The following is a 25244-nucleotide window of genomic DNA, read 5'->3' as shown; positions in this document are numbered from 1 at the left end:
TTACTGCGTGCGGGAGAAGCGGTACGTGGCCAGTCCGAGCGCGACGGCGGTGATGGCGGCCAGCAGCCCCAGTTCCGCGATCACGGGCGGATTCCAGTCCCCGAGCATCAGACGGGTCTGCTCCGAGGTCAGGACGTCCGGGCCCGGCAGGGTCCGGCGGACCGCGTCGACGCCGTACGTGAGCGGATTCAGCTTGACCACGGTGTCGAGCCAGCCCGGAAGCCCGTTCGGCGGGAACATCGCGCCGGAGAAGAACATGAGCGGCATCAGACTCAGGTTCACCACGATCTGGAAGGTGTCGACCTGCCGGATCGTGACCGCGGCGAGCAGTCCGAGCGCGGTGAACATCAGCGACACGAGCAGCATCTCGAGCACCACGACCAGCAGCATCGGGGTGTACCGGATGCCCGCGATGCCACCGACCGAGAGCAGCATGAGTGCGTAGATGCCGCCCGTGGTGGCGCCGCCGAGAGCAAGGCCCAGCACGATGCTGGATCGCGGGAACGGCGAGACGAGCATCTGGCGAAGGACCCCGAGCCTGCGGTCCCACACGAGGGAGATGCCCACCGCGATCGCCGGAGCCTGCACCGACATGACCAGCACGCCGGGGAACAGAAAGGCCCGGTAGTCGTTCAGTTGCGCCTTGCCGAGACTGGAGGACGCGGCGTCGAGGCCGGTGCCGAGGACGACGAGGAACAGCAGCGGCGTCACCAGCCCCATGGCGAGGCGTACCGGGTTGTGCCGCAGCCGCGTCATCTCCCGCCGCCAGAGGAGGGAGACCGGTTTGAGGACGTTCCCCGGCCCGCCGGCGGCCGGCCGGCCGGCGGTGGCCCCGATGGTGCCGCCGGGGGCGTCCAGGACGGTGTCGGTCCGGCTCATCGCAGGCCCTCCCCTATGTTGCCGAGGGTTCGCGCGGTCACCTGGTTGTCACGGATGGCGGACCCGGTGTGGTGCAGGAAGACGTCGTCGATCGTCGGCGTGGTCACGGTCACCGAGCGCACGGCCAGACCCAGTTCGGTGCAGAGCCGGGGTACCAGGGTGGCGCCGTCCGAGACCCGCAGGCACAGGCCGTCGGGGGTGAGTTCGGCCGGCAGCCCGAAGCGGTCGGACAGAGCGTCCACGGCACGCGGATCGTCCTCGGTGCGCAGCACGACGACGTCGGCCCCGATGACGGACTTCAGTTCCGCGGGCGATCCCTGGGTGATCAACTTGCCGTGATCGAAGATCGCGATCCGGTCGCAGTGCTCGGCCTCCTCCAGCTGGTGCGTGGTGAAGAAGACCGTGATGCCCCGTTCCTCCCGCAGCGTGGTCAGGTGCTCCCAGACGGCGGCGCGGGTCTGCGCGTCGAGTCCGGTGGTGGGCTCGTCCAGGAAGAGGATCCGGGGGGCACCGAGCAGGCCGCGGGCGATCTCCAGACGGCGGCGCAGGCCGGTGGAGAACTGCCGTACGGGGACTCTGCTGCGCTCGGACAGCTCCATCATGTCGAGCATCGCGGAGATCTCACCCCGTGCCTCGCGGCGGTCGAGCCCGCACAGGTCGGCCTGGAACCGGAGGTTCTCGGCCGAGGTGAGATCCAGATCGAGTGTCGACTCCTGGAAGACGATGCCGACCCGGCGGCGGACTTCGGCGGGCCGGGCCGTCACGTCGAAGCCGGCCACCTCGGCCCGGCCCGCGGTGGGCTTGAGCAGTGTGGTGAGCATGCCGATCGTGGTCGTCTTCCCGGCCCCGTTCGGGCCCAGAAAGCCGAATGTCTCGCCGTCGGACACGGTCAGGTCGAGACCGTTGACGGCCGGTGTGGTGCCGTAGTACGCATAGAGGCCCTCGGCCCTGATCGCGGTCACGAGCGGCCCTTCCGGTCGGGGCGGCGCACCGCCAGTACGGTCCGGAACATGCTCAGCTCTCCGGGCTCGTCCACCGGCCGCCCGTCGACCTCGACCCAGGCGTGCGCGCCGAAGGGCTGGGTGCGGAACCCGGTGCACCAGTCGGCCCAGGTGCCCTTGGCGCGGCACAGCAGGACGGTGGCCACGGATCGCTGGAGGCAGCCGAGTCCGGCGCAGCGGGTGCTGACCGAGACCACCGACCGGCGGGCCCGCGCGACCTGGGTGTGGGGCGCGGGCCGGCTGCCCTTGCTGAGCACCCGCAGGACCCGCTGCAGCCGGGCCGGAGGCAGCCGGATGAGCAGGCGGGCCGCGCCGGCCGCGCACCGGGGCGCGATCTGCCGGCGCAGGGGGAGCCGCGGAGCCTCTTCGGCGACGGCTGGGGTGGTCATGGCGAGACCTCCACGAGGTGGGCGGCGCTCAGCGCGTCGACGAGGGCCTTCACGTCCTGTTGCACCTGGGCCTCACTCACGGGGGCCGCGGCGGACAGACTGGCGGCGGCCGCGTCGGGGCTCTCCCCGTCGAGCAGTTTGCGCAGGATCGTGGAGCCCGACCGGTTCAGCTGCCAGTAGCGGCCCCGGCGTCCGTCGAGCAGCACGGCTCCGGAGTCGACGGGGGTGAGGGTGACATCGCGGGCAAGGCTCAGTTTCATCTGTGTTCTCCCGTGTCCTGGTGGTGCGGGCGGGGGTGCGGGCGGGAGTGCGTCCGCAGCCAGCTCTCGCACGCCACGGTGGTCTCGATCGGCTGGAGGTGGTGGGACATCGGCCCGGGGTCGAGCACCGCGGACCTGAAGGCCGCGGGGTCGATGAGACCGAGCCGGGCGAGGTGCGAGTCCTCGCACAGCTCCAGGAACCGGGCCCGGTTGCGCTCCAGGCCCCGGAACGCCTCGGCGCTGAACTCGCCCTTGTCGCGGCGGTCGAGGATGTCGTCGGGCACCGTGCCGCGGACGGCGGTGGTGAGCAGGGGCTTGAACCGCCCGGCGGCCAGACGCTGGTCGACCCGGGTGGACAGGGCCGCCTCCAGTACGCGGTCGTCGAGGAGGGGCGCGTCCCAGACGATGCCCGTGCCGGCGACGGCCGTGTTGGCCTGACGGACCGTCTTGCCTTCGAAGACGATCGAGGCGAGCGCCTGATGCCGGGCCCGGTCGGTGTCCAGGGGGCCGGGCGTGTCCGCGGCGGTGGCGGTGAGCAGGTCCCGGACGGCCGAGACGGCGTCCGGGGTGGCCCAGGCGGGCATCCGGGGCGCGAACACCCAGCCGAAGTCGGGTTCGCTGAGGGGCTGGGGCGGGTCGCTGATCCGGGCGGCGACCGTGGCGAGGTTCTGTGCGAACGTCGACCGGTCGGTGAGTGCTCGTACGGTCGCGCCCCAAGCCCAGCGGTTGGCCAGCCGGTAGCGGTTCACCAGGGCGAGGCCGCCGACCGGGTGGGCCCGGGCCAGTGACCAGGCGCAGGCGGGCATCCGGCCGAACAGCTCGTCGCCGCCGAAGCCGGTCAGGTGCAGGGACACGCCTTCGGCCGTGGCTCGCCGGGACAGATCCTGTATGTGGGCGAGTCCGGAGGCCCAGGTCGCGGGCCCTTCCGGGGCGAGGTGCGCATGAGCGGCGGTGTATCCGACGTCGAACAGGTTCTCGGCGCGGTCGGAGGAGAGCGTGTGGTGGCGGGCGTCCGGGAGCATCACGGCGGCCTTGCGGGCCCAGGCGGTGTCCTCGTTGGCGCCGTCGAGCGGCATCACGTGGTAGGTCACCAGGTCGGCGCCGGCCGCGTCGGCGAGGAAGCACAGGGACGTCGAGTCCAGACCGCCGGACAGGTCGGCGCTGAGGGTGGTGTCCGGCCGTGTTCGGGCGGCGATCGCCTCGGTGAGGGCCGAGCGTACGGCCTCAGCCCCCTGCACGAGGGAGCGGGTGGCCTCCGGCAGGGTCCACCAGCGGATCTGCCGTGACCGGCCGTCGGGTTCCTGCTCGAGCCAGTGCCCGGTGCCGAGGGCGTCGATGCCTCGGTGGACGGGGCGCAGGGACAGCGGCCAGGGCGCGCCGCCGGGTGCCAGCAGGCGGGCGGCGAGCACCGTGTCGTCGAGGTCCGCGCCGGTCAGGCTCAGCAGCGGCCCTACGGCACTGGCGGCCACCGTCACGCCACCGGCCTCGGTGGTGAAGATCTGGCGTACGCCGGCCACCGAGCCCTGGACCCTGCTGCGGCCGTCCAGCGAGACCGCCAGATGGAGGACGCCCGGCAGCCGGGACGCGATCGTGTCCACGTCGCGGAGCGAGCGCAGCCGGCCGAGCGCGGCCGTGACGGCCGCCCGGTCCAGCCGGGTGCGGCCCAGTAGCACCATCCGCCGCGGGCCCGCTTCGAACACCGTGGCCTCGTCCTCGGGCCAGTCGCCCACGATCCATGGCCGCCCCGACGCATGGTCGATGCGGCGTGCGGCCGGCAGGTCCGCGGCGAGGTGGGCGGCCGCGGGACAGTCCGGAAGAACTACGAATTCCATGTCGCCTCGTTCCCCGGGCGGTGCCGGTGCGCCGGGGCGCACCGGCACCGGTGTGATCACCAGAAGCAGACGACCGCGTAACCGCAGCCGGCGAAGTCCTGGCAGCTCCCGATGCCGAGGCACTTGGTGAGCTCGTCGAAGTCCCCGACTTCCTGCAGGGCGGGGGGCTCGTAGATCGCGGACATGGTTCCTCCCAGTGGTCGGATCGTTCGGGCCGCCTGTTCGGCCCGTGACCTGACTGGGAAACTATGGGGAGGCGTGTCCCAAGGGCATGGGACACATGCCTCAGGCAAGTCCCGTCACGCGTCCCACCGGCGGTGCCGGACGTAGCCGGCGGCCAGCGCGGCGACGGTCCACGCGAGCAGCACGGCGAATCCGGTGGCGGCGTCGTTCGAGTCGACGGTGAGCATCTCGGTGCCGGCCCGGTCGGGGAAGTACCGCGCCATCTCCTTCGTCGCTCCGATGACGGACAGGATCTGGGATCCGGCGAGCACCATCGGCAGCAGGATCGCCAGCGGGATGACGGCGCTGCGGGCCGTTGCCGCGACACCCGCCGCGAAGAGGCTCATCAGTGTCAGGTAGACCACGGCCCCGGCGAGGGCACGGGGGACACCGCTCGCGTCGATCGGGGCGCCGTGCGGTCCCAGGGCGAGCTGGGTGACCAGGTAGCCGGCGATCGTGACGGGGACGGCGACGGCGAGCGCGACGGCAGCGGTGACAGCCGTCTTCGCCGCGTAGAGCCGACCGCGCCGGGGCACGGCCAGCAGCGAGACGCGCATCATGCCCGAGGTGTACTCGCTGGAGACGATGAGCACGCCGAACACGATCAGGGCGAGCTGGCCATAGAGGATGCCGTCCAGGCCGGCCTGTTCGGCGGTGAAGTCGGAGCGGAGTCCCGGGTTCTCGGAGTCGATGGCGCCCTTCGCCGACCAGCCTCCCAGGGCGGCGATGAAGACGCTGACGGGGATGAACAGCAGCAGGGAGAGGAACGTGCCGCGGACGCCTCGCAACTTGGTGAACTCGGCCCGGATGGCCGCGACCGTCTCAGACATGGGTGGTGCCTTCTTGGTTGCCGGTGAGCTCGAGGAAGGTGTCCTCGAGGGATGCCGTGTGGGTGCTGAGCTCTTCGAGGGCGAGTCCGTCGGCCGCGGCCAGCCGGTTGATCTCGGCCGCCGACATTCCGTCGATCTCCAGGCTGCCGTCCGCCGCCGGCCTCAGTGAGGCCCCTTTCCGCTCCAGGATGCTGTTGAGCCGCATGGGTTCCGGTGTCCGGACCCGGACGTACGTGCGTCCGTGGCGCCGGATGAAGTCCGCCATGCCGGTCTCCGCGAGAAGCCGTCCTCGGTCGATGACGATCAGATGGTCCGCGACGAGGGACATCTCGGTCATCAGATGGCTGGAGACGAGGACGGTCCGGCCTTCGGCGGCCATCGAGCGCAGCAGTTCGCGCAGCCACCGGATGCCCTCCGCGTCGAGGCCGTTGACCGGTTCGTCGAGCACGAGCACGGGCGGGTCCCCGAGCAGCGCCGCGGCCAGCCCGAGCCGCTGGCCCATGCCGAGGGAGAATGTGCCGACACGCCGTCGGGCGGCCCCGGTCAGGCCGACCGTCTCCAGGACCTCCGCGACGCGCCCGCGGGGGATCCGGTTGCTCTGTGCGAGCCACAGCAGGTGGTGGGCGGCGGTCAGGCTGCGGTGCGGGACGGACGTCTCCAGCAGGGCACCGACATGCCGGACCGGGTACCGCAGCTCGGGATAGGCGTGCCCGTCGATGCGCACGGCTCCGGCGTCCGGATGGGTCAGGCCGAGCATCATCCGCATGGTGGTCGACTTCCCGGCACCGTTGGGGCCGAGGAACCCGGTCACGGTCCCTGACGGCACCGTGAAGGTGAGTCCGTCGACGACGGTGCGCTGCCCGTACCGCTTGGTCAAGTTCTGGACGTCAATCACATGGCGAGTCTGTCCGGGCAGAGGGGCGGCCACATCGGTCCCGGGTCGGGACTGCCGCACGGGCCGCGCGGGTCGAAGTCATACTCGCGGATGAGGGCGCCGGAGAAGGCGCAGGTGAGCTGTGGGCGGGACGCGACTGAGCGCGGGGACACGAGCGGGCGACGGGCGGGGTGCGAAACCGGCTCCGCGCTGACGGACCGCCCGAGCTCCGTTCAGTACGGCAGTGTCGCAAGGACCTGGAAACCGCGGCCCGGCCGGGGCCCCGCGCTGAGGGTGCCGCCGTGCGCGGCGACCCGCTCCTTCATTCCGACGAGGCCCATTCCACCGCCGGGCACCACCGGTCGCGGTCCGGAGCCGGCTTCGGGGTCGGGGCCGTCGTCGGTGACGTCGATCGTCAACGTGCCCCGTTCCGCGGTGAGATGTACCCGGCAGTCGGTCGGCGCAGCGTGTTTGACCACGTTGGTCAGCGCCTCCTGGACAATCCGGAACGCGGACAGTGCGACGCCGTCAGGAGGTTCCTCCGCGCGCCGGGACCGCAGATCGACGCGGGCGCCGGCTGTCTGTGCCGTCTCCGCGAGAGAGGGAAGGTCGTCCAGCCCGAGCACCGGTCTGAGGTCCCGTCCGTCGCCCTCGTGGTCCCTGCGCAGCACTTTGAGGGTGGCCCGCATGTCGCGCAGTGCCCGGCGGCTGACGTCCTCGATCACCTCCAGGGCTTCCCGTGCCTCCTCGGGACGCGTGGCGATCACATGATTGGCGACACCGGCCTTGACCGCGATGAGGCCCACGCTGTGCGTGACGACGTCGTGGATGTCGCGGGCGATGCGGAGGCGTTCCTCGGCCTTCGCCTGCTCGGCGGCGTGCGCGAGGGCGCGGCGCAGGCTCTCCCCGCGTTCCCGGACGGCCGTCCCCGCCGACCAGGTGGCGCCGAGGACGAGCACTCCGAACACGATCTGCACCGGCTTGGTCCCGCCCTGGTAGCTCTGCCCTCCCGTCACGGTGAGCAGAGCGGCGCCCGTCGCGCACAGCCCGGCGGTGAAGGCCGCAGACAGCCCTGGCCGCAGCCTCGTGGCGGCCACCGGATACAGGGCGTACGCGGCGGCGAGCAGCGGGGCCGGTCCGAGGCCGACTGCCAGCGCCACGCAGGCGGCGGTCAGCACGAACCCGAAGACCGGCAGGGGCCACAGCCACCGCACGACCAACGGCAGCGCGGCGCCGAGCGACAGCAGCCACACGGCGCCGACACTCACCCCGTCGTCGGCGGCCGGTCTCAGCACCGCCACGTGCGGGAGCAACGCGAACGCGAGTGCGGCCGGCGCGTCGAGCAGGACCGGACGACGGCCGGCGGCGTCACCCATGGGCCGCACCCGGGCGCTCGGTCGGCGGCACGTCCGACGACTTCGCGCGACGGCTGTCGTCGCCCGCGGAGCGTTTCTTTTCGCATTTGCTGGAAATTCGTCGAGGGCTCGGCACCGGGCAAGTCAATACGGCCGGCGGTCGCCGATGCCACCGGCGCCCCGCACCGCCCTTCCCGTTTCGGCCACCCGTGCGTCGCACCCGCGGCAAGGGCGCGCCGGTGCTTCCCCGGGCGGGCACGCCCCCTGGGCGGGCACCGGAACCGCAGGTGACGGGGCGTCCGCCCGGATCCCGACGTGTCCGGCGACAGCCTGCGCGCGAGGCCCGCAACGCGAAATATGATCTCGACCGATAGTCACCCATCAAACGGAACACCATTCTTCACTTGAGGGACGACCTTGCGTTCCCCTCGATCACATACGCATACTCGGCGTCAGCAGAGCCATGCACTCTTCCTCTCATGTCAATGAAGGATGACCAGAAGGAGACTTGTGCCACCCCACGGCACTTTCAGGCTCTCCGACCTCTCATGCGGCGCCACCACGCCGGGTGCGCACACCGCCCGCACCCGACACCTCGGCAGGCAGCCATCACGACCACGCGTCGGATGCCCACGCGACCGCCCGTGGTGCATTCCATGAACAGGTGAAGAAGAACCGAAGAACAGTGCACCGACGGTGCACCGCTCCCGATTCGGGGGCAACATACGGGGGCCACACCAATCATCTCTGGGAATTCACACTCCAATCGCCATGCATGAAGGAGAACCCTTCTCATGAAGAGTGGCCCGATAGGAATCGACCTCACCCGGGATCTCACCGGGAGAATTCTAGGAGATGCCGGCACATGGAGATCAACCTGTTCGTCATCAGCAACAATCCGGTGGCGCTTGCCGGGTTGGAAGCAATATTCGATCAGGATGACGAGGTCACCGTCATAGGCCGGGCCGTGGACGGTTCGGACGGTATCCGATGCCTTGAGCACACCGAACAGAAGCCGCACGTCATCATCATCGGCGAGCCGTCGTCGAAAAGAACGGTCTCCGAGGATGTCCACCGGATCACTTCGCGGTACCGGAACGAGAAGTCGCGCCCAAAGGTGATCGTGGTGTCGCAGAACGATGACGACGACGCGATCGTTACCGCCCTGCGCGGAGGAGTGAACGGCTATCTCGCACACATAGAATCGTCCGAGGAACTGCTCTACGCCCTCCAGATAGTAGCCAAGGGCGGTGCCGCTTTCAGTCCGACCATAGCCTCCCGGTTGAGTCAGTATTTCACCGCGATGCAGTTGCTCAGGGAGCCGACCGTATTCTCCGACCTGACCAGTCGGGAGCTGGAGATACTGAAATTACTCGCCGACGGAATGGGCAACCAACAGATCTCCCGGCGTCTTTACCTGGCCGAGAAGACCGTGCGCAACTATGTTTCGCGGATCTTCGCGAAACTCGAGGTGCACGATCGGACCACGGCGGCGGTGCTGGCCCGAGACGCCGGCCTCGGCGGTCCCGGTGGCCCCGGTGATCCCGGTGGCCCCGGTGATCCCGGTGATCCCGGTGGCCCCGGCGCCCCCGCGGAAGCCCTGGTGTCGCAGAGCGGCTGAGCGCGGCGGGGCCGGTCCGGGCCCCGGTCGGTCAGGCCCGCGGGCGGGAGGTCGCGGTTCCGGTTTCGGGGCCGGCCGGGTCCGCAGTGGTTTCGGCCGGGGCCGGGGTGATGCCGGAGCGGGTCTTCGGGGCGGCCGTGGAGGCGATCTCGATGTGTTCGCCCTGCCGGATGCGGGTGTAGAACCATCGCGCGTCGCTGACGCTCAGGCCCAGCCAGCCCGTCCTGGCGTCAAGGGCGCCGAGGGATCCGGTGTCGAAGGCGAGGGCGCCCGCGTAGACCGGCGGCCGGCCGCCGGTGCGCAGCTCCACCACGTACGGGACCTTGGCCTCGTAGCGGTTCTCGGCGCTCGCGTCGCCCCGGAGCAGCATGACCTCGTGCTTGGCCCGCACGGTCAGTTCGCGGCCGGGTGCCAGGAGGGTGGCGAAGAAGCGCGAGTCGACGCGCATGACACGGCCGTCGAACGTGAGGGTGTGACGGCCCAGATCCAGGACGGCCTCCTCCGCGCCGGCCGGCCGGCCGGCCGCCTCGGGTGTCCGGGGGCTGGACGTCGGCGTGCCGATCGTCGCGGACTCGGCCGAGGCGCGCGGGTCGTGGCCGGGTTCCTCGGCGTGCACGGTCAGTCCGATCGTCGCCAGCATGCCGGCCACCGAGGTAGCCAGGCCGAGGCGGACGGTGGTCCGGCGACGGCGGGATCGGCGTCGCGCCCGGGTGCGGACCTCGGCGGCCGGTACGGGCGGCGGGGCCTCATGCGCCTCCGCCAACTCGCGCAATGCTGCGGCGAGTTCATCCGACACGACCACCCTCCCTCCAGGCCGGCTCATCGGCCTCGTCCACCGCCAGCTGTTTGGCCAGGGCCGCCCGCCCCCGGAACAGCCGGACCTTGACCGTCCCCACGGGTGCGCCGGTCTCGGAGGCTACCTGTTCGACACTGAGGTCGCACAGATGGTGAAGGACGACCGCCATGCGCTGGTGCTCGGGCAGTTCGCGCAACGCGGCGACCAGCGCGGCGCGTTCGGGGCCGGGACCGGGGGTCGTTTCCGGTGGCGCGGAATGGCGCACCAGTTCCACCCAGCGTCGCGCGCGGCGCCAGCGGCTGACCGCGAGACGCATGGCGACCGTGCGTACCCACGCCTCGGGCGCCCCGTCGGCCTGAAGCTTGTGGCGTCGGTCCCAGGCCCGTACGAACGCCTCCTGGACCACGTCCTGAGCCTCGCCCAGGTCTCCGGTGAAGGCGAAGAGCTGCCCGGTCAGACGGGGGAACGCGGCCGCGTAGAAAGCGTCGAACTCGTCCTCGGTCATGCCCTCCGCCGGTGTCAGTGAATGTACTTACGACCGGCCGTCCCTGACATGCACACAGGTCGGCAGATCACGCACATGGAAGCACAGCCCTGAAGGAAGACGCGGAACACGGGTCCCGGGATCCATCAACCGCCTTACGGGTGCATATCGTTTCCCTGTCCGCGCCCGTCCACGACCGTGGGCAGCCGTCCACGGTCGCCTGCCGCCGGGCCCGCCCGCCCGCTCAGCCCGCCCGGACGGCCCGCCCGACGGCCCGCTCAGCCCGCCCGGCCTGCCCGTCCCACCCCGCTCAGAGCCGGGCCCACGTCCTCCGGTCCCGTGCCATCGCGTGCAGGGCCTCCACGTCGGCCGGTTTCAGTACACCCCCCTGATCGCCCAGACGCTCCACCTCGTCGTCCGTCAGGACGCGCACCTCGCGCGGCGGGGTCCTCACCGTCACGCGCGACGCTCCGACCAGGACGAGCACCGGGCGGACCTCCGCGGTCAGGGCGTACGAGACCCGGTCGGCATCGGCCCGGACACGGCGCAGCACGGGGTGCGGCTCGCGGCGGCCGAGGGTGACCAGCGGGTCGGTGACCGTCACCCGCTGCCTACGGGCGTACACGGCGTGTACGGCGTACAGGCCGCCGGGACCGATCGCCAGGTGGTGGACCCGGTCGCCGCCGGGGAGCGGAATCGAGTGCAGGACGCGTATCCCCAGGCCGTCCATGCGGTCCAGGGCCTCGCCCACCGTCCGCTCCGCCTCGAGGGCCCGGTGACGCGGGTCGGGGCGGAGACGGTGGGCGAGGCCGGGGTCGCGGTCGAGGGCGCGGTCGAGGGCGACCAGGAGGGCCTCGCCGGGGCGGTTCGGGGCGAGGTCGTCGTCGGGGTGGAGGGTGAGTCGCGCCAGCTCGGCGGGGGTGGGGACCGGGGGCGGGCCGACCGCGACCTGGCCGGTGAGGAAGGGGCCGAGCGCTTCGAGCACCTCCGCCTCGCGGTCCTCGCCGAGCAGGTTGACCCTGGCCGCGTCACGGTCGTACCAGGCGACGTTCCTGCCGTCCGGGAGGCAGACGTACAGCCGCTCCTGACCGTGCCGCCAGGCCGGTACGACGCGCAGACCGTTCATGCACCATCACCCCACCCTCCATGGGAACAGGTGGGGTGCTCCAGGGGCAAGAACACGGCTACCTTGAGAGGACTTGGGTGGTGACGCCGGGGAGGCACCGTTGCATACCCGCAGGAAGCAATCCGACATACCCGCACCGGGTACTCCATGGGACGAGATCGTGCCCGGTCTGTGGATGGGAGGGCACGAGTTCAGGGGCCGGGCCGGACAGCTGGAGCTCGCGGCGGTGCGCCAGGAGTTCGATCTTGTGCAGACGCTGCTGCGACTGCCGGGGCACGGACCGGCCCCCGGGGTCGAGCACCATGTGTGGCCGATCCCGGACGGGCCGCTCGACGGGACCCAGCTCCTGGGGGTCATCCGGCTCGCCGAGGCGGCGTGCGAGGCGCTGGACGACGGCCGCAAGGTCCTCGTGCGCTGCTTTCACGGGTACAACCGCTCCGGACTGGTCGTCGCGCACGCGCTGATGCGCCGGGGCAGCTCCGCCGAGGAGGCGATCCGGCTGATCCGGGCCCGCCGCTCGGGCTGGGCCCTGCACAACGAACTGTTCGTCGACTACCTGCGGACCGGGCTGACGACGGCCAGGCTGCTGGAGGAGCTGACGGAGTAGGGGCGGGACGCCGCGGGGTGCGCGCGTCGGCCGCCCTGACGCTTCCTCAGCACGGGGCTGTCACCAGCGACGACGTGAGGCGATCCGGACGGCCGTCTCCGATGGCGCACCAAGGTGGGCGGGGGTGGAGGGCTGCTTCTAATGTGGCGTTTGGTCATCTTGTAACCCTTCGCCCCCATATGGAGGTATTCCATGTCACGGCGCTCCCCGCGCTCACCGCTCACCTCGCGCTCCCGTCGCCTCCGCCGCCTGCCGATGACGCTGGCCGTTGGCACCCTGGCCCTCGCGGCCGCCGTCGTCCCCGCCATCGCGAGCGACGCACTGGGCGGTGACGACGAGTCTGGCTGGAGCCAGCAGGGCGGCAACGGCGACAACGGCGACTCGAACCAGCAGACCGGCGATGGCGGCACGACCGAACAACAGGGCGACAACGGCGGCGACTGGGGCAACGGCAACAACGGCAACGGCGGCGACTGGGGCAACGGCAACGGCGGCGATGGCGGAGGCAACGGCGGCGGAGGCGATGGCGGCAACGGTGGCGGTGGCGGAGGCGGTGGCGGAGGCAACGGCAACGGCAACGGCAACAACGGAGGCGGCGGAGGCGGAGGCGGCAACGGCGGAGGCGATGGCGGGGGCGGCCACGGCAACGGCGGCGATGGCGGAGGCAACGGCGGCGGAGGCGATGGCGGAGGCAACGGCGGCGGAGGCGATGGCGGCAACGGCAACGGTGGCGGAGGCGGCAACGGCGGCGATGGCGGAGGCAACGGCAACGGCAACGGCGGCGATGGCGGAGGCAACGGCAACGATGGCGGACGCGGAGGCGATGGCGGAGGCAACGGCAACGGCAACGGCGGCGATGGCGGAGGCAACGGCAACGATGGCGGACGCGGAGGCGATGGCGGGGGCGGGGGCGGCCACGGCAACGGCAACAACGGAGGCGGCGGAGGCGGAGGCGGCAACGGCGGAGGCGATGGCGGGGGCGGCAACGGCGGCGATGGCGGAGGCAACGGCAACAACGGAGGCGGCGGAGGCGGAGGCGGAGGCAACGGCGGAGGCGGCCACGGCAACGGCAACGGCAACGGCAACGGCAACGGCAACGATGGCGGAGGCGGAGGCAACGGAGGCGGAGGCGGCAACGGAGGCGGCGGAGGCGGCAACGGCAGCCACGGCGACCACGCCCGGTACAGGGGTGTCATCACGGCGCCCTCGCTCGCCCTGCGCACCTCGCCGGACCGCGGTGCACGGGTCATCCGGTACGCCCGCAAGGGCAATGTCGTCTCGATCTACTGCAAGGTCGGCGGGGACAACGTCCAGGGCAACCCGCTCTGGTACCTGGTCACCGACGGTAAAACCTGGGCCTGGGGCGCCGCCCGCCACATCGACAACATCGGGCCCGCGCCACGCTGGTGCTGACTGACGCAGCACGCAAGAGGGTACATGTGGGTAAGTTCCGGACATGAGCAAGGCCGGAATCTCCCTGGCGACGGCTGATCCGCCCACGCCCACCGTTCCCCTCCCCCGGCGCCGTGGCATCGAACTCGCCCTCATCGTCCTGGCCGTCCTGCTGTCGGTGTACGGCTACTGCGCCGTCGGCTTCGCCAGGAACGGCTCCGTCCCGCCCGGCGCCGCCGGTTACGGCGCCGGGCTCGGCGTGCTCGCGCTGGTCGCGCATCTGGCGGTGCGCCTGCGGGCACCCTGGGCCGACCCGCTCCCGCTCCCCATCGCCGTCCTGCTCAACGGGCTCGGCCTGGTGCTGATCTACCGGCTCGATCTGGAGACACCGGGCGACAAGGCCGCCCCGACCCAGTTGGTGTGGTCGACGCTGGGCGTGGCGCTGTTCATCGCGGTCGTCCTGCTGCTGCGCGACCACCGGGTGCTGCGGCGCTTCACCCGCGTGTGCGCCGTCTCGGGGCTCGTCCTGCTCACGGCGCCGATCCTCTTCCCTCCGGTGAACGGGGCCCGTATCTGGATCCGGGTCGCCGGGCTCTCCATCCAGCCGGGGGAGTTCGCGAAGGTGCTGCTCGCGGTGTTCTTCGCGGCGTACCTGGCGGAGAACCGTGGCGCGCTCACCTATGCCGGCCGCCGGTTCTGGCGGCTGCGGCTGCCCACCGGGCGGGTGCTGGGACCGATCGTCGCCGTGTGGCTGGTGAGCGTGGGCGTGCTGGTGCTGGAACGGGATCTCGGCACGTCGCTGCTGTTCTTCGGTCTGTTCGTCGTCGTGCTGTACGTCGCCACCGGCCGTACCGGCTGGCTTGCCGTCGGCCTGCTGCTGGCGTCACTGGGCGCGGTGGCCGTGGGCCGGCTGGAACCGCATGTGCACAGCAGGATCGAGACCTGGCTGAATCCGTTCGCCTCGATCGAGGCGGGTGAGGGCCCGAACCAGTTGGCGCAGTCGCTGTTCGCCTTCGCGGAGGGCGGACTGCTCGGCACCGGGCTGGGGCTCGGGCATTCCGTGCTCATCGGCTTCGCGGTCAAGTCCGACTTCATCCTGGCCACGGCCGGTGAGGAGCTGGGTCTCGTCGGGCTCTCCGCGATCTTCCTGCTGTACGGGCTGCTGGTGGAGCGCGGCTACCGGACCGGCCTCGCGCTGCGCGACCCGTTCGGCCGGCTGCTCGCCGTGGGGCTGGCCGCGATCGTGGCCCTCCAGGTGTTCGTGATCGCGGGCGGGGTGACGGGGCTGATCCCGCTGACCGGGATGGCCATGCCGTTCCTGGCGCAGGGGGGTTCGTCGGTGGTCACCAACTGGGCGATCGTGGCGCTGCTGGTCCGGCTGAGCGATTCGGCACGCCGGGGGGACGGACGGCCCGCGCCCGGCGGGTCGGGCGGGGGCGCGGGTTCATGACGCGGTACATCCGGCGGGCCGCCGTGTTCTGCGCGCTGCTGCTGTTCGCCCTGCTGGTGAACGCCACCCGTGTCCAGGTGCTGCATGCCGACGCCTACGACGACAACCCGGCCAACCGCCGTGACACCATCGCCCGTTACCACCAGCCGCGCGGCGACATCCTGGTCGACGACCGCCCGGTCACCGGCTCGCGGGACACCGGGGAGCACCTGCGCTACGAACGGACCTACGCCGACGGCCCGTTGTACGCGCCGGTGACCGGCTTCGCCTCACAGGAGTACGGGACGACCCTGCTGGAGCACACGGAGGACGGCCTGCTGGCGGGCACCGACCCGCTGCTTCAGCCGCTGCCGCTGTGGAACGACTTCACCCGCTCCCGCAACGCGGGCGGCGACGTCGTCACGACGATCCACCCGGCCGCTCAGCGGGCCGCGTACGAAGGGCTGCGCTCACGCAAGGGCGCGGTGGCGGCGGTGGAGCCGTCGACCGGGCGGATCCTGGCGCTGGTGTCCGTCCCGTCCTACGACCCGGAGTTGTTGTCCGGGAACGGGGCGGCGGCACGGCGGGCCTGGGCCCGGCTGAACGCCGATCCGGACAGACCGATGCTGAACCGGGCCGTGCGGCAGACGTATCCGCCGGGTTCGACGTTCAAGGTCGTCACCGCGGCGGCGGCGCTGGACGCGGGCACGGTCACCGATCTGGACGCGCCGACGGACTCCCCCGACCCGTACACCCTGCCGGGGACGACGACACGGCTGACGAACGCGTCCCGGGGCTGCGCGGACGCCTCGGTGCGGGAGGCGTTCACCTGGTCCTGCAACACCGTGTTCGCCAAACTGGGGGTGACCACGGGGCTGACGGACCTGACGGCCACGGCGGAGGGCTTCGGATTCAACGAGGAGGGGCTGCGGGTGCCGTTCCCGGTGGCGCGCAGCACCTTCGACACCACGATGGACCGGGCGCAGCTCGCCCTGTCGTCGATCGGTCAGTACAACACGCGGGCCACTCCCCTCCAGATGGCGATGGTCGCGGCGGCCGTCGCCGACAACGGGCACGTGCGGGAGCCGTATCTGGTGGAGCGCACGACCCGGGCGAGCGGCGGCACGGTGTCGGCGGCCGGCCCCGGGCAGTCCCGGCGGGCCATGTACCCGTCGACGGCGCAGCGGATGCGGGACCTGATGCGGGGGGTGGTGGAGGAGGGCACCGGCACGAACGCCGCGATCCGCGGCGCCGTGGTCGGCGGCAAGACCGGCACCGCCCAGCACGGCATCGGCAACTCCGGTACTCCGTACGCCTGGTTCGTGTCCTGGGCGCAGGGCGACGGGGACGCGGAGGCGAAGGTCGCGGTGGCGGTCGTGGTGGAGGACGCGGCGGCCGGCCGCCGGGAGATCAGCGGCGGCGGCACGGCGGCACCGATCGCCAAGGCGGTGATGGAGGCCGTGTTGAGGCCGTAGCGCCGCTGTGCGGATCACCTGGTGAGACGAGGGCTGCCCAACTCCCCTATTTCCGCCTACCGTTCGGCCCATGACGGAAGCCATCCCCGTGCACGAACTCGCCCAGGTCAATATTGCCCGTCTCAAGGCCCCTCTGGATTCACCGCAGTTGAAGGACTTCATCGACAACCTCGACCCGGTGAACGCGGACGCCGAGGCCGCCGACGGCTTCGTCTGGCGCCTGCAGAGCGAGGAGGGGAACGCCACCGACGTGCCGGTCTTCGACGACGCGTGGCTGATCCTGAACATGACGGTGTGGCGGAACACCGACACCCTGACCGCGTACATGTACCAGGGACGGCACCGGGAGATGCTGGCCCGGCGCCGGGAGTGGTTCGAGCAGGTGAAGGAGGCGATGACGACCCTGTGGTGGGTCCCGAAGGGCCACCGTCCCACGGTCGCGGAGGCGGAGGCGCGGCTGCTGCACCTGCGCGCCCACGGCCCGACGCCCTACGCGTTCACGCTCCGGACGTCGTTCCCGCAGGGAGGCGCGGACCCAGTCCCGGGCGACGTGCCGGACGGGCTGGGCTGCTCGGTTTAGTGCGGCCTAACGACGACGGTCGACGGCGGTGAGATCGATGTCGACGGAGAAGGGAACGGTCAGCTTGAGGCGGTTGTGGAAAATGCCCATGGGTACGTACGCCTTGGTCGCCGGATCCAGCTCGTAGACGTAGACCACGGGAAGCCCGTCGTTCTCCTCGACGCGCCAGTAGTGCGCGATACCCGCGGCGGCGTACTTACGGGGCTTGGCCTCGCGGTCCCGCTCCACCGAGTCCTTGGAGACGACCTCGATGGCGATCACTACGTCCTCCGGCCGGTACCAGGTCTGACTCGGGCCGGTGTCGGCATCTGCCCGGAACACCAGAACATCTGGCTCCGGCCGATTGCGCTGGTCGAGTTTGATGGTCATCTCCCGGATGACGTCAAGCTCGTCCGGCACCTGAGCCAGCAGGGCGTTGTCCAGCAGGCGGATGACACGTGAGTGGAAATTGGTCTGCGGACCCACGAAGACAAGGCTCCCGTCGATCAGCTCCGTGTGCGGAGGCAGGTGGGGAAGCTCGTCGAGGTCGTCCGCCGTCCAGCCGTCCTTCGGCGGGCGCGGCCACTGGTAGTCCTCGTCCAACTCGGAGTCGCGTACGGCGCTCATCATTGCTCCCATGCGCTGGAGTCTGACCGGCATTGCCAGCGTACCCAGGGCGAACGCCGATACGACGCTCCATGAGGTGATCCGGAGTGTGCGCCGTTGACGCTCGCACCGGGCGGACCGTCCCGCGACAAGTTGCGCCCAAGGCATTGACGGGCTTGCTGACAAGCAGTCTCATAAGTGACGTGACTCGCCGGTAACCCGCTACGCCCACGAGGTGGAATCGCCATGACGACCCAGCCGCTGACGGACGCCGACGCCCTCGACGGGCTGCGTGACGCGCTCGGCCTGCTCAAGGACCGGGAGCAGGTGGCCGAGCGGCTGCTCGACGCCTCCGCCAGGCACTCCTTCGACCCGGACAAGGAGCTGGACTGGGACGCGCCCTTCGCGGAGGGCCTGTGGTTCTGGCCGCCGGAGCTGGTCTCGCTGTACGGCACCCCGCTGTGGAAGCGGATGGGCGAGGAGCAGCGCGTCCTGCTGTCGCGGCACGAGGCGGCGGCGCTCGCCTCGCTCGGCATCTGGTTCGAGCTGATTCTGATGCAGCTGCTCGTGCGGCACGTCTACGGCAAGGCGGCCACGAGCGCGCACGTACGGTACGCGCTCACCGAGATCGAGGACGAGTGCCGGCACTCCAGGATGTTCGCCCGGCTGATCACTCGCGGCGGCACCCCCTGGTACCCGGTGAGCCCGGTGCACCAGCACCTCGGACGGCTGTTCAAGACCATCTCCACCACGCCCGGCTCCTTCACGGCGACCCTGCTCGGCGAGGAGCTCCTGGACTGGATGCAGCGGCTGACCTTCCCCGACGAGCGCGTCCAGCCGCTGATCCGGGGTGTCACGCGCATCCACGTCGTCGAGGAGGCCCGGCATGTGCGCTACGCCCGTGAGGAGCTGCGGCGCCAGATGGTGACCGCGCCGAAGTGGTCGCAGGAGTTCACCCGGGTCACCTCCGGCGAGTTCGCCCGCGTCTTCTCGGTGGCGTTCATCAACCCGGACGTCTACACGAACGTCGGACTGGACAAGCGTGAGGCCGTCGCCCAGGTCAGAGCCAGCGCGCACCGGCGGGACGTGATGCAGCAGGGCTCGAAGCGGCTCACGGACTTCCTGGACGACATCGGGGTGCTGCGCGGGCCCGGACGGCGACTGTGGAAATCATCCGGACTCCTGGCCTGAACGCTGCCACCCCGGCACCCCGGCACCCCGGCACCCACCAAGCGGCCCACCGCCACGCGGCGGAGCCGCACATCGACACAGCCTGGACGACATCGGGGTGCTGCGCGGGCCCGGACGGCGACTGTGGAAATCATCCGGACTCCTGGCCTGAACGCTGCCGGCGCAGGCGCCGGGCGGGCGCCGGGGCAGCCGTCGGGGGCGGGCGGTTACGCTGCGGGCATGACCTCGTCGGCCCCCACCCCCGCCTACCGGCGCCTCGGCGTCGAGGAGCGGCGCGGACAACTGCTCGACACCGCGCTGTCCCTCTTCGCCCACCGCGCGCCCGACGAGGTGTCGCTGGACGACGTGGCGGAGGCCGCCGGGGTGTCGCGGCCCCTGGTGTACCGGTACTTCCCGGGCGGCAAGCAGCAGTTGTACGAAGCGGCGCTCCGGTCCGCCGCCGACGAATTGCGGGACTGCTTCGATGAGCCCCGCGAGGGCCCGCTGCTGCCCCGGCTGGCCAGGGCGCTCGACCGGTATCTCGCCTTCGTCGACGGGCACGGCACCGGGTTCAGCGCGCTGCTGCAGGGCGGGAGCGTGGTGGAGACCTCCCGTACGACCGCCATCGTCGACGGGGTGCGCCGGGCCGCCGCCGAGCACATCCTCCGCCATCTCGGGGCCGCCGGGCCGGGTCCCCGGCTGCGGATGACCATCCGGATGTGGATCACCGCCGTGGAGGCGGCCTCGCTGATCTGGCTCGACGAGGACAGGCTGCTGCCCGTCGGTGAGCTGCGGGACTGGCTCGTGGAGCAGTTCCTGGCCGCCCTGGAGGTGACCGCGCGACGCGACGCGGAGACCGCGGTCCTCGTCCGGGCGCTGTCGGAGGACGGCTGATCCGTCGGGCGGACGACCGGTGCGACGGAGAACGCTGCGGCGGCGACCTGCGGGACGGGCAGCCGGTGGACGCCCTGCGTGGGGGCATGGCCGACACTGGTGCCGTGAAAAGTCAGGACACTCCCTTCGAGGGCGGGCCCATGGACGGGCGCGTCCTGCCCGTGCTGCTGGGCATCACCGGGCACCCGCCCAAGACGTACCGCATCCCCGTCCCGGCCCCGGACGGCGGCCCGCCCACGGTGCTGGTCTACCGGCGTGTACCCCGGCGGCAGAGCGGCCGGCTCGGGCTGACCCAGGGGTGGAAGTACCGGTACGACCCGGACGGGGCGGCGACGGCCGACCGCCCGAGGTGGCCGTGGTCCGCGCGCACCCGCGGTCCGGCCGCCGATCCGGACGCCACGCCGCGCGGCAAGCCGGACGACGCCGACGGGTGACGCCGTTGCGCCGAACCGCGCACATCCGGCGAGCGGACCCGGCCGGGCCGCCGGATGCTCACGGTGCGGAGCGGAGGAGCCGCCCGCATCGGAGGTGATGGTGTGCCAGGAATGTTTCTGCGTCTGGCGTGTACGGCGGCGGTCGCGGTCGGCACCGTTCTCGTACCGGGGCCCGCGACGGCCCTTCCGGAACCACCGGGGAGTACCGCGGCGGAGCTCTCCGGGGACAGCGCGGCCGCCGTCGGGCCGGCATCGCCCGACGGCCGGTCCGTCGCCGAGCTGCTGACGGACCTTCAGCGGCTGTACCGCGAGACCGGGAAGGCCACCGAGGCCTACAACGCCACCGAGGAGCGGCTGGCGAAGCAGCGTGCCGAGACACGGCGGCTGGACCGTGCCCTCGCCTCCGCCCGGCTCTCCCTGCACGACAGCCGGGGTGCCGCCGGGCGGCTGGCCCGGCAGCAGTACCAGAACAGCACCGGGATCTCCCCGTACGTACGGCTGCTGCTGGCCCGCGATCCGCAGCACGCGCTCGACCAGGGGCATGTGATCGGACGGCTGGCACGCAACCGCGCGGACACGGTGGGCCGGCTGACCGACGACGAGCAGCGGGCCGAGGCACTCGCCCGACAAGCCCGCAAGGCACTCGACGACCAGCTCGCCCTCACCGAACGGCGAGGCAAGCAGCGCGACGCGGTGCGCGAGCGGCTCGACGAGGTCGAGGAACTGCTCGCCTCGCTCACCCCGGGCCAACTGGCGGCGCTCGCCGAGCTGGAGCGGACCGAAGCGGCCGAGGACCAGGCGGAGTTCATGGCTTCCGGAGCCCTCGGCGCGCCGGGCGCCCCCGGTGCCCCGGCTGCTCCGGGCGCCCAGGCCGCCCCGAGCGCTCCCGATACCGGGCGCACGCCCTCCGCGGTGGGCGACCGGGCCCTGCGGTACGCGGTGGAGCAGATCGGGAAGCCGTACGAGTGGGGCGCCGAGGGCCCCGAGGCGTACGACTGCTCGGGGCTGACCTCCCAGGCGTGGCGGGCGGCCGGGACGCCGGTGCCCCGGACCAGTCAGGAGCAGTGGGCGCGGCTGGACCGGGTGCCACTGGCCGAACTGCGGCCGGGTGACCTCGTCGTGTACTTCCCCGACGCCACGCACGTCGCCCTCTACCTCGGCGACGGAATGGTGGTGCAGGCGCCGCGTCCCGGCGCGCGGGTGAAGGTCTCCCCGATCGCGGCCAACCCGGTCCTGGGCGCCGTACGCCCCGACCCGGACGGGGAGCCCCTGCGGCGCTATGTGCCGCCCGGGCTCCCCGAGGGGGCGACGGAGGGACCCGACCAGGGGTTCTCAGCTGCTGCTCCATAAAGTCGAGTGAGTGAGCGTGACCGTGCACGGGTGAGTGTCGTTGTCCGGTTGTGAATCTGACGGAGTGGGCCAAGGCGCAGGGTGTACACCCGCAGACGGCGTACCGGTGGTTTCGTGAGGGGACGTTGCCGGTGCCTGCTCAGCGGGTGGGTCCGCGCACGATCCTGGTGAACATCGACGCTTTTGCCGTGCCCGCGACGGTGGGCGGGCTGGGTTTGTACGCCCGGGTGTCGTCGCATGATCAGAAGGCGGATCTGGAGCGTCAGGTGGCCGGCTGTCGGGGTGGGCGGCGAGGGCCGGTCATCGTGTGGTGCGTGTCGAGTCGGAGGTCGGCTCGGGGATGAACGGCCGCCGGCCGAAGGCCGGGCGCCTGCTCGCCGACCCCGAGGTGACCGTGGTCGTGGTCGAGCACAGGGACCGGCTGGGCCGGATGAATACCGAACTCGTCGAGGCCGCCCTGTCCGCGACGGGCCGCCGTCTGGTCGTGCTCGACGACGGCGAGGTCGAGGATGATCTGGTGCGGGACATGACGCAGGTCCTGACGTCGCTCTGTGCCCGCCTGTACGGGCGCAGGTCGGCGAAGAACCATGCCCGGGCCGCGCTGGAAGCCGCCGGGCATGGCTGAGAAGAAGCCGCTCAGGTCCATCGCCCGCCCGTTCGTCGCCGACAAACCCGCCGGTGTCAGCATCCGTACCCGCCTCAAGGGACTCACGCCCCAGGACGAGGAGGTGCTGCGGCTGGTCGGTGAGCACATGGGCCGCCTGGCCGGGCGGGATCTGGCCCGGCGCTGCCAGGACGGCCTGGAGCACTCCACCACCACCTGGGCCGACCGCAAGCGGGATTTGACCGCCGAGTCCTCCTCCCGCTGGGCGGGATCCGTCACGGCCAACACCCACGACCAGTGGGCTCTGTCGCGCCGGGCCCAGCATGCTCACCTGCAGTCCCTGGACGCCGGAATCCGCATGCTCCGTCACCGGCTGTCCCTGCCCCTGGGGGAGAAGGGCAGCCGGGGCAGGCCCGGCGGATACCGCAGCAGACACCAGTGGTTCCACAAGTCCCGCCGCCTGGCCATCCTGGAGCACCGCTTCGAGGAGGTCCGCGCCGAGCGGGAAGCCGGAAAAGTCTCCGTGGTGCGGGGCGGGCGACGCCTGCTGCACCAGCGCCACCACCTCACCGACGCGCACAGGACCGAAGAGCGGTGGCGTCAAAAGTGGCAGGCGGCACGCCGGTTTTTGACCGCCGACGGTGAATCCGGCAAGCGGCACGGCAACGAGACGATCCGCGTCACCCCCAACGGCGAGGTCGCCATCAAGCTGCCCAGGCCCCTGGAGCATCTCGCCAACGCGCCCCGGGGCCGGTACGCCCTCATCGGCGCCGTCGCCTTCCCCCACCGGGGCCAGGAGTGGGCGGACCGGGTCACCGGCAACCGCGCCGTCGCCTACCGCATCCACCACGACGTCTCCCGTGACCGCTGGTACCTGGACGCGTCCTGGACCCGCAAGGATCTCCCCGTCGCGCCCCTGACCGCCCTGCGCACCGGCGGCCTGGCCGGCGTCGACATGAACACCGACCACCTCGCCGCCCACCGCCTCGACGAGCACGGCAACCCGGCCGGCGCACCACGGCAGTTCTCCTACGACCTGTCCGGCCACGCCGGCCACCGTGACGCCCAGTTGCGGCATGCCCTCACCCGCCTCCTGCACTGGGCCAGACAGACCGGCGTGCAGGCCATCGCAATCGAGGACCTGGACTTCTCCGACCAAAAGACCAGGGAGAAGCACGGCCGCAAGAAGCGGTTCCGGCAGCTCGTCTGCGGCATCCCGACCGGAAAACTCCGCGCACGCCTCGTCTCCATGTGCGCCGAAGCCGGACTCGGCGTGATCGCCGTCGACCCCGCCTACACCAGCATGTGGGGCGCCCAGCACTGGCAAAAGCCCCTCACGACCGGCAAGCGCAAGACCACTCGCCACCAGGCGGCAGCCGTGGCGATCGGACGACGCGCCCTGGGGCACCCGATCCGGCGACGGACGGCACCGCCCCCGCACGACCGGAGCGATCGTGCGGGGGCATCGGACCGTCCAGGCCCGACCGGGCATCCCGGGGCGTGAGGAAACCCGCCCCCATGTACCCGGACCACGGACACGATCCGCGCAGCCGGACACGGAGCGAAAGCGGGCGACCAGGACACCCAACACCGTTCGGGATGTCCGCAGTGAGCGGGAATGGGTCCAAGACTCACTTTCGCTCACTGACTAGGAACGGTACGCGCCCGGTTACGCTCCCACGGCCCCCGAGACCTCCGCCAGGTAGGCGCCGGCCTTGTCCGGGTCGTAGAAGAAGTTCTCGAGGTCGGCCGGGTCGTCGAAGCAGTTGACGAACCGGTCGGCGACGGGCTGGAGACCACCGGCGGCGCCGAGGACGTCGAGGACGTGCGGGGGCGGCGGGGCCAGCATGGCGTTGGTCCACTTGGTGACGTGCTGGGCGGTGTCCCAGTACCGGTCGAAGGTTCCCCGCATCCACGCCTCGTCGAACGGCGCCTCACCGTGCTCGACGATGGAGGCGAGGTAGGAGGCGGCGCACTTGGACGCGGAGTTGGAGCCCTGACCGGTGATCGGGTCGTTGGCCACGACCACGTCGGCGACACCGAGGACCAGGCCGCCGCCGGGCAGCGTGCCGACGGGGTTGCGGACGGTCGGGGCGTAGCGGCCGGCGAGGGTGCCGCCGGCGTCGGTCAGTTCGACCTTGGTGGCCCGCGCGTACTCCCAGGGGAGAAACGTCTCCATGAGTTCCAGGGTCAGGGAGAGGTGCTCCGCCGGGTCCTTGACGTCCTTGAAAGCGTCCAGCGGGCCGCCGGGTATGCCCTCCCAGAACAGGATGTCGGCGCGGCCCGACGTGGTGAGCGTCGGCATGATGAACATCTCGCCGACGCCGGGGACGATGTTGCAGCGGACCGCCTCGGTGTCCGGGTGCTCCGGACGCGGGTCCATCCCGTGGACGTAGGCCACCGCGAGGGCGCGCTGCGGCTCGGCGTACGGGGAGCGCGAGGCGTCGCGGCCGAACATCTGCACGAGCTCGCCCTTGCCCGCGGCGACGAGCACGAGGTCGTACGTACGGGAGAAGTAGTCCAGGTCGCCGACGGCCGCACCATGGATGACCAGCTGACCGCCGCGCTGCGCGAACGTGTCCATCCAGCCCGCCATCTTCACCCGCTGGTCGACCGACTGCGCGAACCCGTCGAGCCTGCCCAGCCAGTTGATCGCGCGCTGCGTCGGGCCCGGGTCGTGCGAGCCGGGGGCCGCGACCGAGACACCGAGCCCCTGGATCTTCGGGGCCTGGGACTCCCAGAAGTTCAGCTGGAGATCGCGCTCGTGCTGCAGGGCCGTGTGGAACATGCACTGCGTCGACATCACCCGGCCGGTGCGGATCTCGTCCGCGGTCCGGTTGGACATCAGGGTGACCTCGTACCCGTGCGACTGAAGACCGAGGGCGAGCTGGAGACCGGACTGGCCGGCTCCGACGACGAGTATCTTCCGCATACGGGGTTCTCCTGGCTGGACGAGGGCTTCCGGTCGGCCGGGCGGGGGTGCCCGGCCGCCGGGCGGGACTCCCGGTGACCGGACGGGGTTTCCGGTCGGCCGGGCGAGGTTCCCCGGCCGCCC

The 25244-nt window shown here is 71.5% G+C and carries 24 protein-coding genes and 2 pseudogenes; 12 read left to right on the top strand and 14 right to left on the bottom strand.

The genetic code is table 11. The features are described from left to right. From V4Y04_RS25385 to V4Y04_RS25345, 9 genes are all read right to left on the bottom strand, one after another. A complete protein-coding gene (locus V4Y04_RS25385) occupies positions 1 to 879 on the bottom strand; it encodes an ABC transporter permease (RefSeq protein WP_332430627.1) in 879 nt (292 codons plus the stop codon). Further along, on the bottom strand, positions 876 to 1841 hold the full coding sequence (locus V4Y04_RS25380; protein WP_332430626.1) for an ATP-binding cassette domain-containing protein: 966 nt from the start codon (positions 1839 to 1841) through the stop codon (positions 876 to 878). Before V4Y04_RS25380 ends, V4Y04_RS25385 begins: the two co-directional genes overlap by 4 nt. Then, positions 1838 to 2269: a lasso peptide biosynthesis B2 protein gene (locus tag V4Y04_RS25375; RefSeq protein ID WP_332430625.1), complete on the bottom strand. Its 432-nt coding sequence runs from the start codon at positions 2267 to 2269 to the stop codon at positions 1838 to 1840. Before V4Y04_RS25375 ends, V4Y04_RS25380 begins: the two co-directional genes overlap by 4 nt. Then, entirely contained in the window at positions 2266 to 2529 is a 264-nt protein-coding gene (locus V4Y04_RS25370; protein ID WP_332430623.1) for a lasso peptide biosynthesis PqqD family chaperone, read from the bottom strand. Before V4Y04_RS25370 ends, V4Y04_RS25375 begins: the two co-directional genes overlap by 4 nt. Next, complete coding sequence (locus tag V4Y04_RS25365; protein WP_332430622.1) at positions 2526 to 4361, bottom strand: lasso peptide isopeptide bond-forming cyclase; 1836 nt, start codon at positions 4359 to 4361, stop codon at positions 2526 to 2528. Before V4Y04_RS25365 ends, V4Y04_RS25370 begins: the two co-directional genes overlap by 4 nt. Before the next feature lie 56 nt (positions 4362 to 4417). Further along, positions 4418 to 4546: an aborycin family tricyclic lasso peptide gene (locus V4Y04_RS25360; protein ID WP_332430621.1), complete on the bottom strand. Its 129-nt coding sequence runs from the start codon at positions 4544 to 4546 to the stop codon at positions 4418 to 4420. A gap of 114 nt (positions 4547 to 4660) precedes the next feature. Next, the gene (locus V4Y04_RS25355) at positions 4661 to 5413 is read right to left on the bottom strand and encodes an ABC transporter permease (RefSeq protein ID WP_332430620.1); all 753 of its coding nucleotides are present in this window, start codon (positions 5411 to 5413) and stop codon (positions 4661 to 4663) included. After that, positions 5406 to 6308: an ABC transporter ATP-binding protein gene (locus V4Y04_RS25350; RefSeq protein ID WP_332430619.1), complete on the bottom strand. Its 903-nt coding sequence runs from the start codon at positions 6306 to 6308 to the stop codon at positions 5406 to 5408. The genes V4Y04_RS25355 and V4Y04_RS25350 overlap by 8 nt, the downstream gene beginning before the upstream one ends. A 212-nt stretch (positions 6309 to 6520) precedes the next feature. Continuing rightward, on the bottom strand, positions 6521 to 7663 hold the full coding sequence (locus V4Y04_RS25345; RefSeq protein WP_332430618.1) for a sensor histidine kinase: 1143 nt from the start codon (positions 7661 to 7663) through the stop codon (positions 6521 to 6523). A gap of 844 nt (positions 7664 to 8507) precedes the next feature. Here V4Y04_RS25345 and V4Y04_RS25340 point away from each other — a divergent pair. Beyond that, entirely contained in the window at positions 8508 to 9263 is a 756-nt protein-coding gene (locus tag V4Y04_RS25340) for a response regulator transcription factor (RefSeq protein ID WP_332430617.1), read from the top strand. 31 nt (positions 9264 to 9294) lie between these two features. On the opposite strand, the gene V4Y04_RS25335 is transcribed toward V4Y04_RS25340, so the two are convergent. The 3 genes from V4Y04_RS25335 to V4Y04_RS25325 form a co-directional block, all read right to left on the bottom strand. Continuing rightward, positions 9295 to 10059, bottom strand: coding sequence for a hypothetical protein (locus V4Y04_RS25335; RefSeq protein ID WP_332430616.1), 765 nt, complete (start codon positions 10057 to 10059; stop codon positions 9295 to 9297). Beyond that, on the bottom strand, positions 10049 to 10564 hold the full coding sequence (locus V4Y04_RS25330; protein ID WP_332430615.1) for a SigE family RNA polymerase sigma factor: 516 nt from the start codon (positions 10562 to 10564) through the stop codon (positions 10049 to 10051). The genes V4Y04_RS25335 and V4Y04_RS25330 overlap by 11 nt, the downstream gene beginning before the upstream one ends. Before the next feature lie 289 nt (positions 10565 to 10853). Continuing rightward, positions 10854 to 11669, bottom strand: a complete 816-nt coding sequence (locus V4Y04_RS25325; RefSeq protein WP_332430613.1) for a nuclease-related domain-containing protein — start codon at positions 11667 to 11669, stop codon at positions 10854 to 10856. Between the two features lie 100 nt (positions 11670 to 11769). Here V4Y04_RS25325 and V4Y04_RS25320 point away from each other — a divergent pair, with 100 nt between their 5' ends. From V4Y04_RS25320 to V4Y04_RS25300, 5 genes are all read left to right on the top strand, one after another. Beyond that, the gene (locus V4Y04_RS25320) at positions 11770 to 12276 is read left to right on the top strand and encodes a protein-tyrosine phosphatase family protein (protein WP_332430612.1); all 507 of its coding nucleotides are present in this window, start codon (positions 11770 to 11772) and stop codon (positions 12274 to 12276) included. 192 nt (positions 12277 to 12468) lie between these two features. Next, entirely contained in the window at positions 12469 to 13689 is a 1221-nt protein-coding gene (locus V4Y04_RS25315) for a hypothetical protein (protein ID WP_332430611.1), read from the top strand. Positions 13690 to 13732: 43 nt separating this feature from the next. Then, positions 13733 to 15118 (top strand): FtsW/RodA/SpoVE family cell cycle protein, encoded by a 1386-nt coding sequence (locus tag V4Y04_RS25310; RefSeq protein WP_332430610.1) that lies wholly within the window; start codon positions 13733 to 13735, stop codon positions 15116 to 15118. Further along, positions 15115 to 16572 (top strand): penicillin-binding transpeptidase domain-containing protein, encoded by a 1458-nt coding sequence (locus V4Y04_RS25305; RefSeq protein ID WP_332430609.1) that lies wholly within the window; start codon positions 15115 to 15117, stop codon positions 16570 to 16572. Before V4Y04_RS25310 ends, V4Y04_RS25305 begins: the two co-directional genes overlap by 4 nt. 70 nt (positions 16573 to 16642) lie before the next feature. Next, positions 16643 to 17152 carry a DUF3291 domain-containing protein gene (locus tag V4Y04_RS25300; protein WP_332430608.1) on the top strand — a complete coding sequence of 170 codons (510 nt, stop codon included), beginning with the start codon at positions 16643 to 16645 and terminating at the stop codon, positions 17150 to 17152. Between the two features lie 6 nt (positions 17153 to 17158). Here the strand turns inward: V4Y04_RS25300 and V4Y04_RS25295 are convergent, their stop codons facing one another. Continuing rightward, positions 17159 to 17770 (bottom strand): Uma2 family endonuclease, encoded by a 612-nt coding sequence (locus V4Y04_RS25295; RefSeq protein ID WP_443080078.1) that lies wholly within the window; start codon positions 17768 to 17770, stop codon positions 17159 to 17161. Positions 17771 to 17983: 213 nt separating this feature from the next. Between V4Y04_RS25295 and V4Y04_RS25290 the strand changes: the two genes are divergently transcribed. The 6 genes and pseudogenes from V4Y04_RS25290 (at position 17984) to V4Y04_RS25265 (ending at position 23841) form a co-directional block, all read left to right on the top strand. Further along, positions 17984 to 18928 (top strand): AurF N-oxygenase family protein, encoded by a 945-nt coding sequence (locus V4Y04_RS25290; protein WP_332430607.1) that lies wholly within the window; start codon positions 17984 to 17986, stop codon positions 18926 to 18928. A gap of 219 nt (positions 18929 to 19147) precedes the next feature. Continuing rightward, positions 19148 to 19801 carry a TetR/AcrR family transcriptional regulator gene (locus V4Y04_RS25285; protein ID WP_332430606.1) on the top strand — a complete coding sequence of 218 codons (654 nt, stop codon included), beginning with the start codon at positions 19148 to 19150 and terminating at the stop codon, positions 19799 to 19801. Between the two features lie 104 nt (positions 19802 to 19905). Further along, on the top strand, positions 19906 to 20235 hold the full coding sequence (locus tag V4Y04_RS25280) for a hypothetical protein (protein ID WP_332430605.1): 330 nt from the start codon (positions 19906 to 19908) through the stop codon (positions 20233 to 20235). Positions 20236 to 20337: 102 nt separating this feature from the next. Next, complete coding sequence (locus tag V4Y04_RS25275) at positions 20338 to 21585, top strand: C40 family peptidase (RefSeq protein WP_332430604.1); 1248 nt, start codon at positions 20338 to 20340, stop codon at positions 21583 to 21585. Between the two features lie 50 nt (positions 21586 to 21635). Further along, a pseudogene (locus V4Y04_RS25270) lies at positions 21636 to 22210 on the top strand (IS607 family transposase). After that, positions 22203 to 23841: pseudogene (locus V4Y04_RS25265) on the top strand (IS200/IS605 family accessory protein TnpB-related protein). Before V4Y04_RS25270 ends, V4Y04_RS25265 begins: the two co-directional pseudogenes overlap by 8 nt. A gap of 17 nt (positions 23842 to 23858) precedes the next feature. Here the strand turns inward: V4Y04_RS25265 and V4Y04_RS25260 are convergent. Further along, a complete protein-coding gene (locus V4Y04_RS25260; protein WP_332430603.1) occupies positions 23859 to 25121 on the bottom strand; it encodes a styrene monooxygenase/indole monooxygenase family protein in 1263 nt (420 codons plus the stop codon). Positions 25122 to 25244 lie beyond the last annotated feature (123 nt).

The sequence above is a fragment of the Streptomyces sp. P9-A2 genome, from assembly GCF_036634175.1.
GTDB lineage: Bacteria > Actinomycetota > Actinomycetes > Streptomycetales > Streptomycetaceae > Streptomyces > Streptomyces pratens.
Note: the sequence above shows the minus strand (reverse complement) of the source record. Positions and strands in the feature narration are given on the sequence as shown.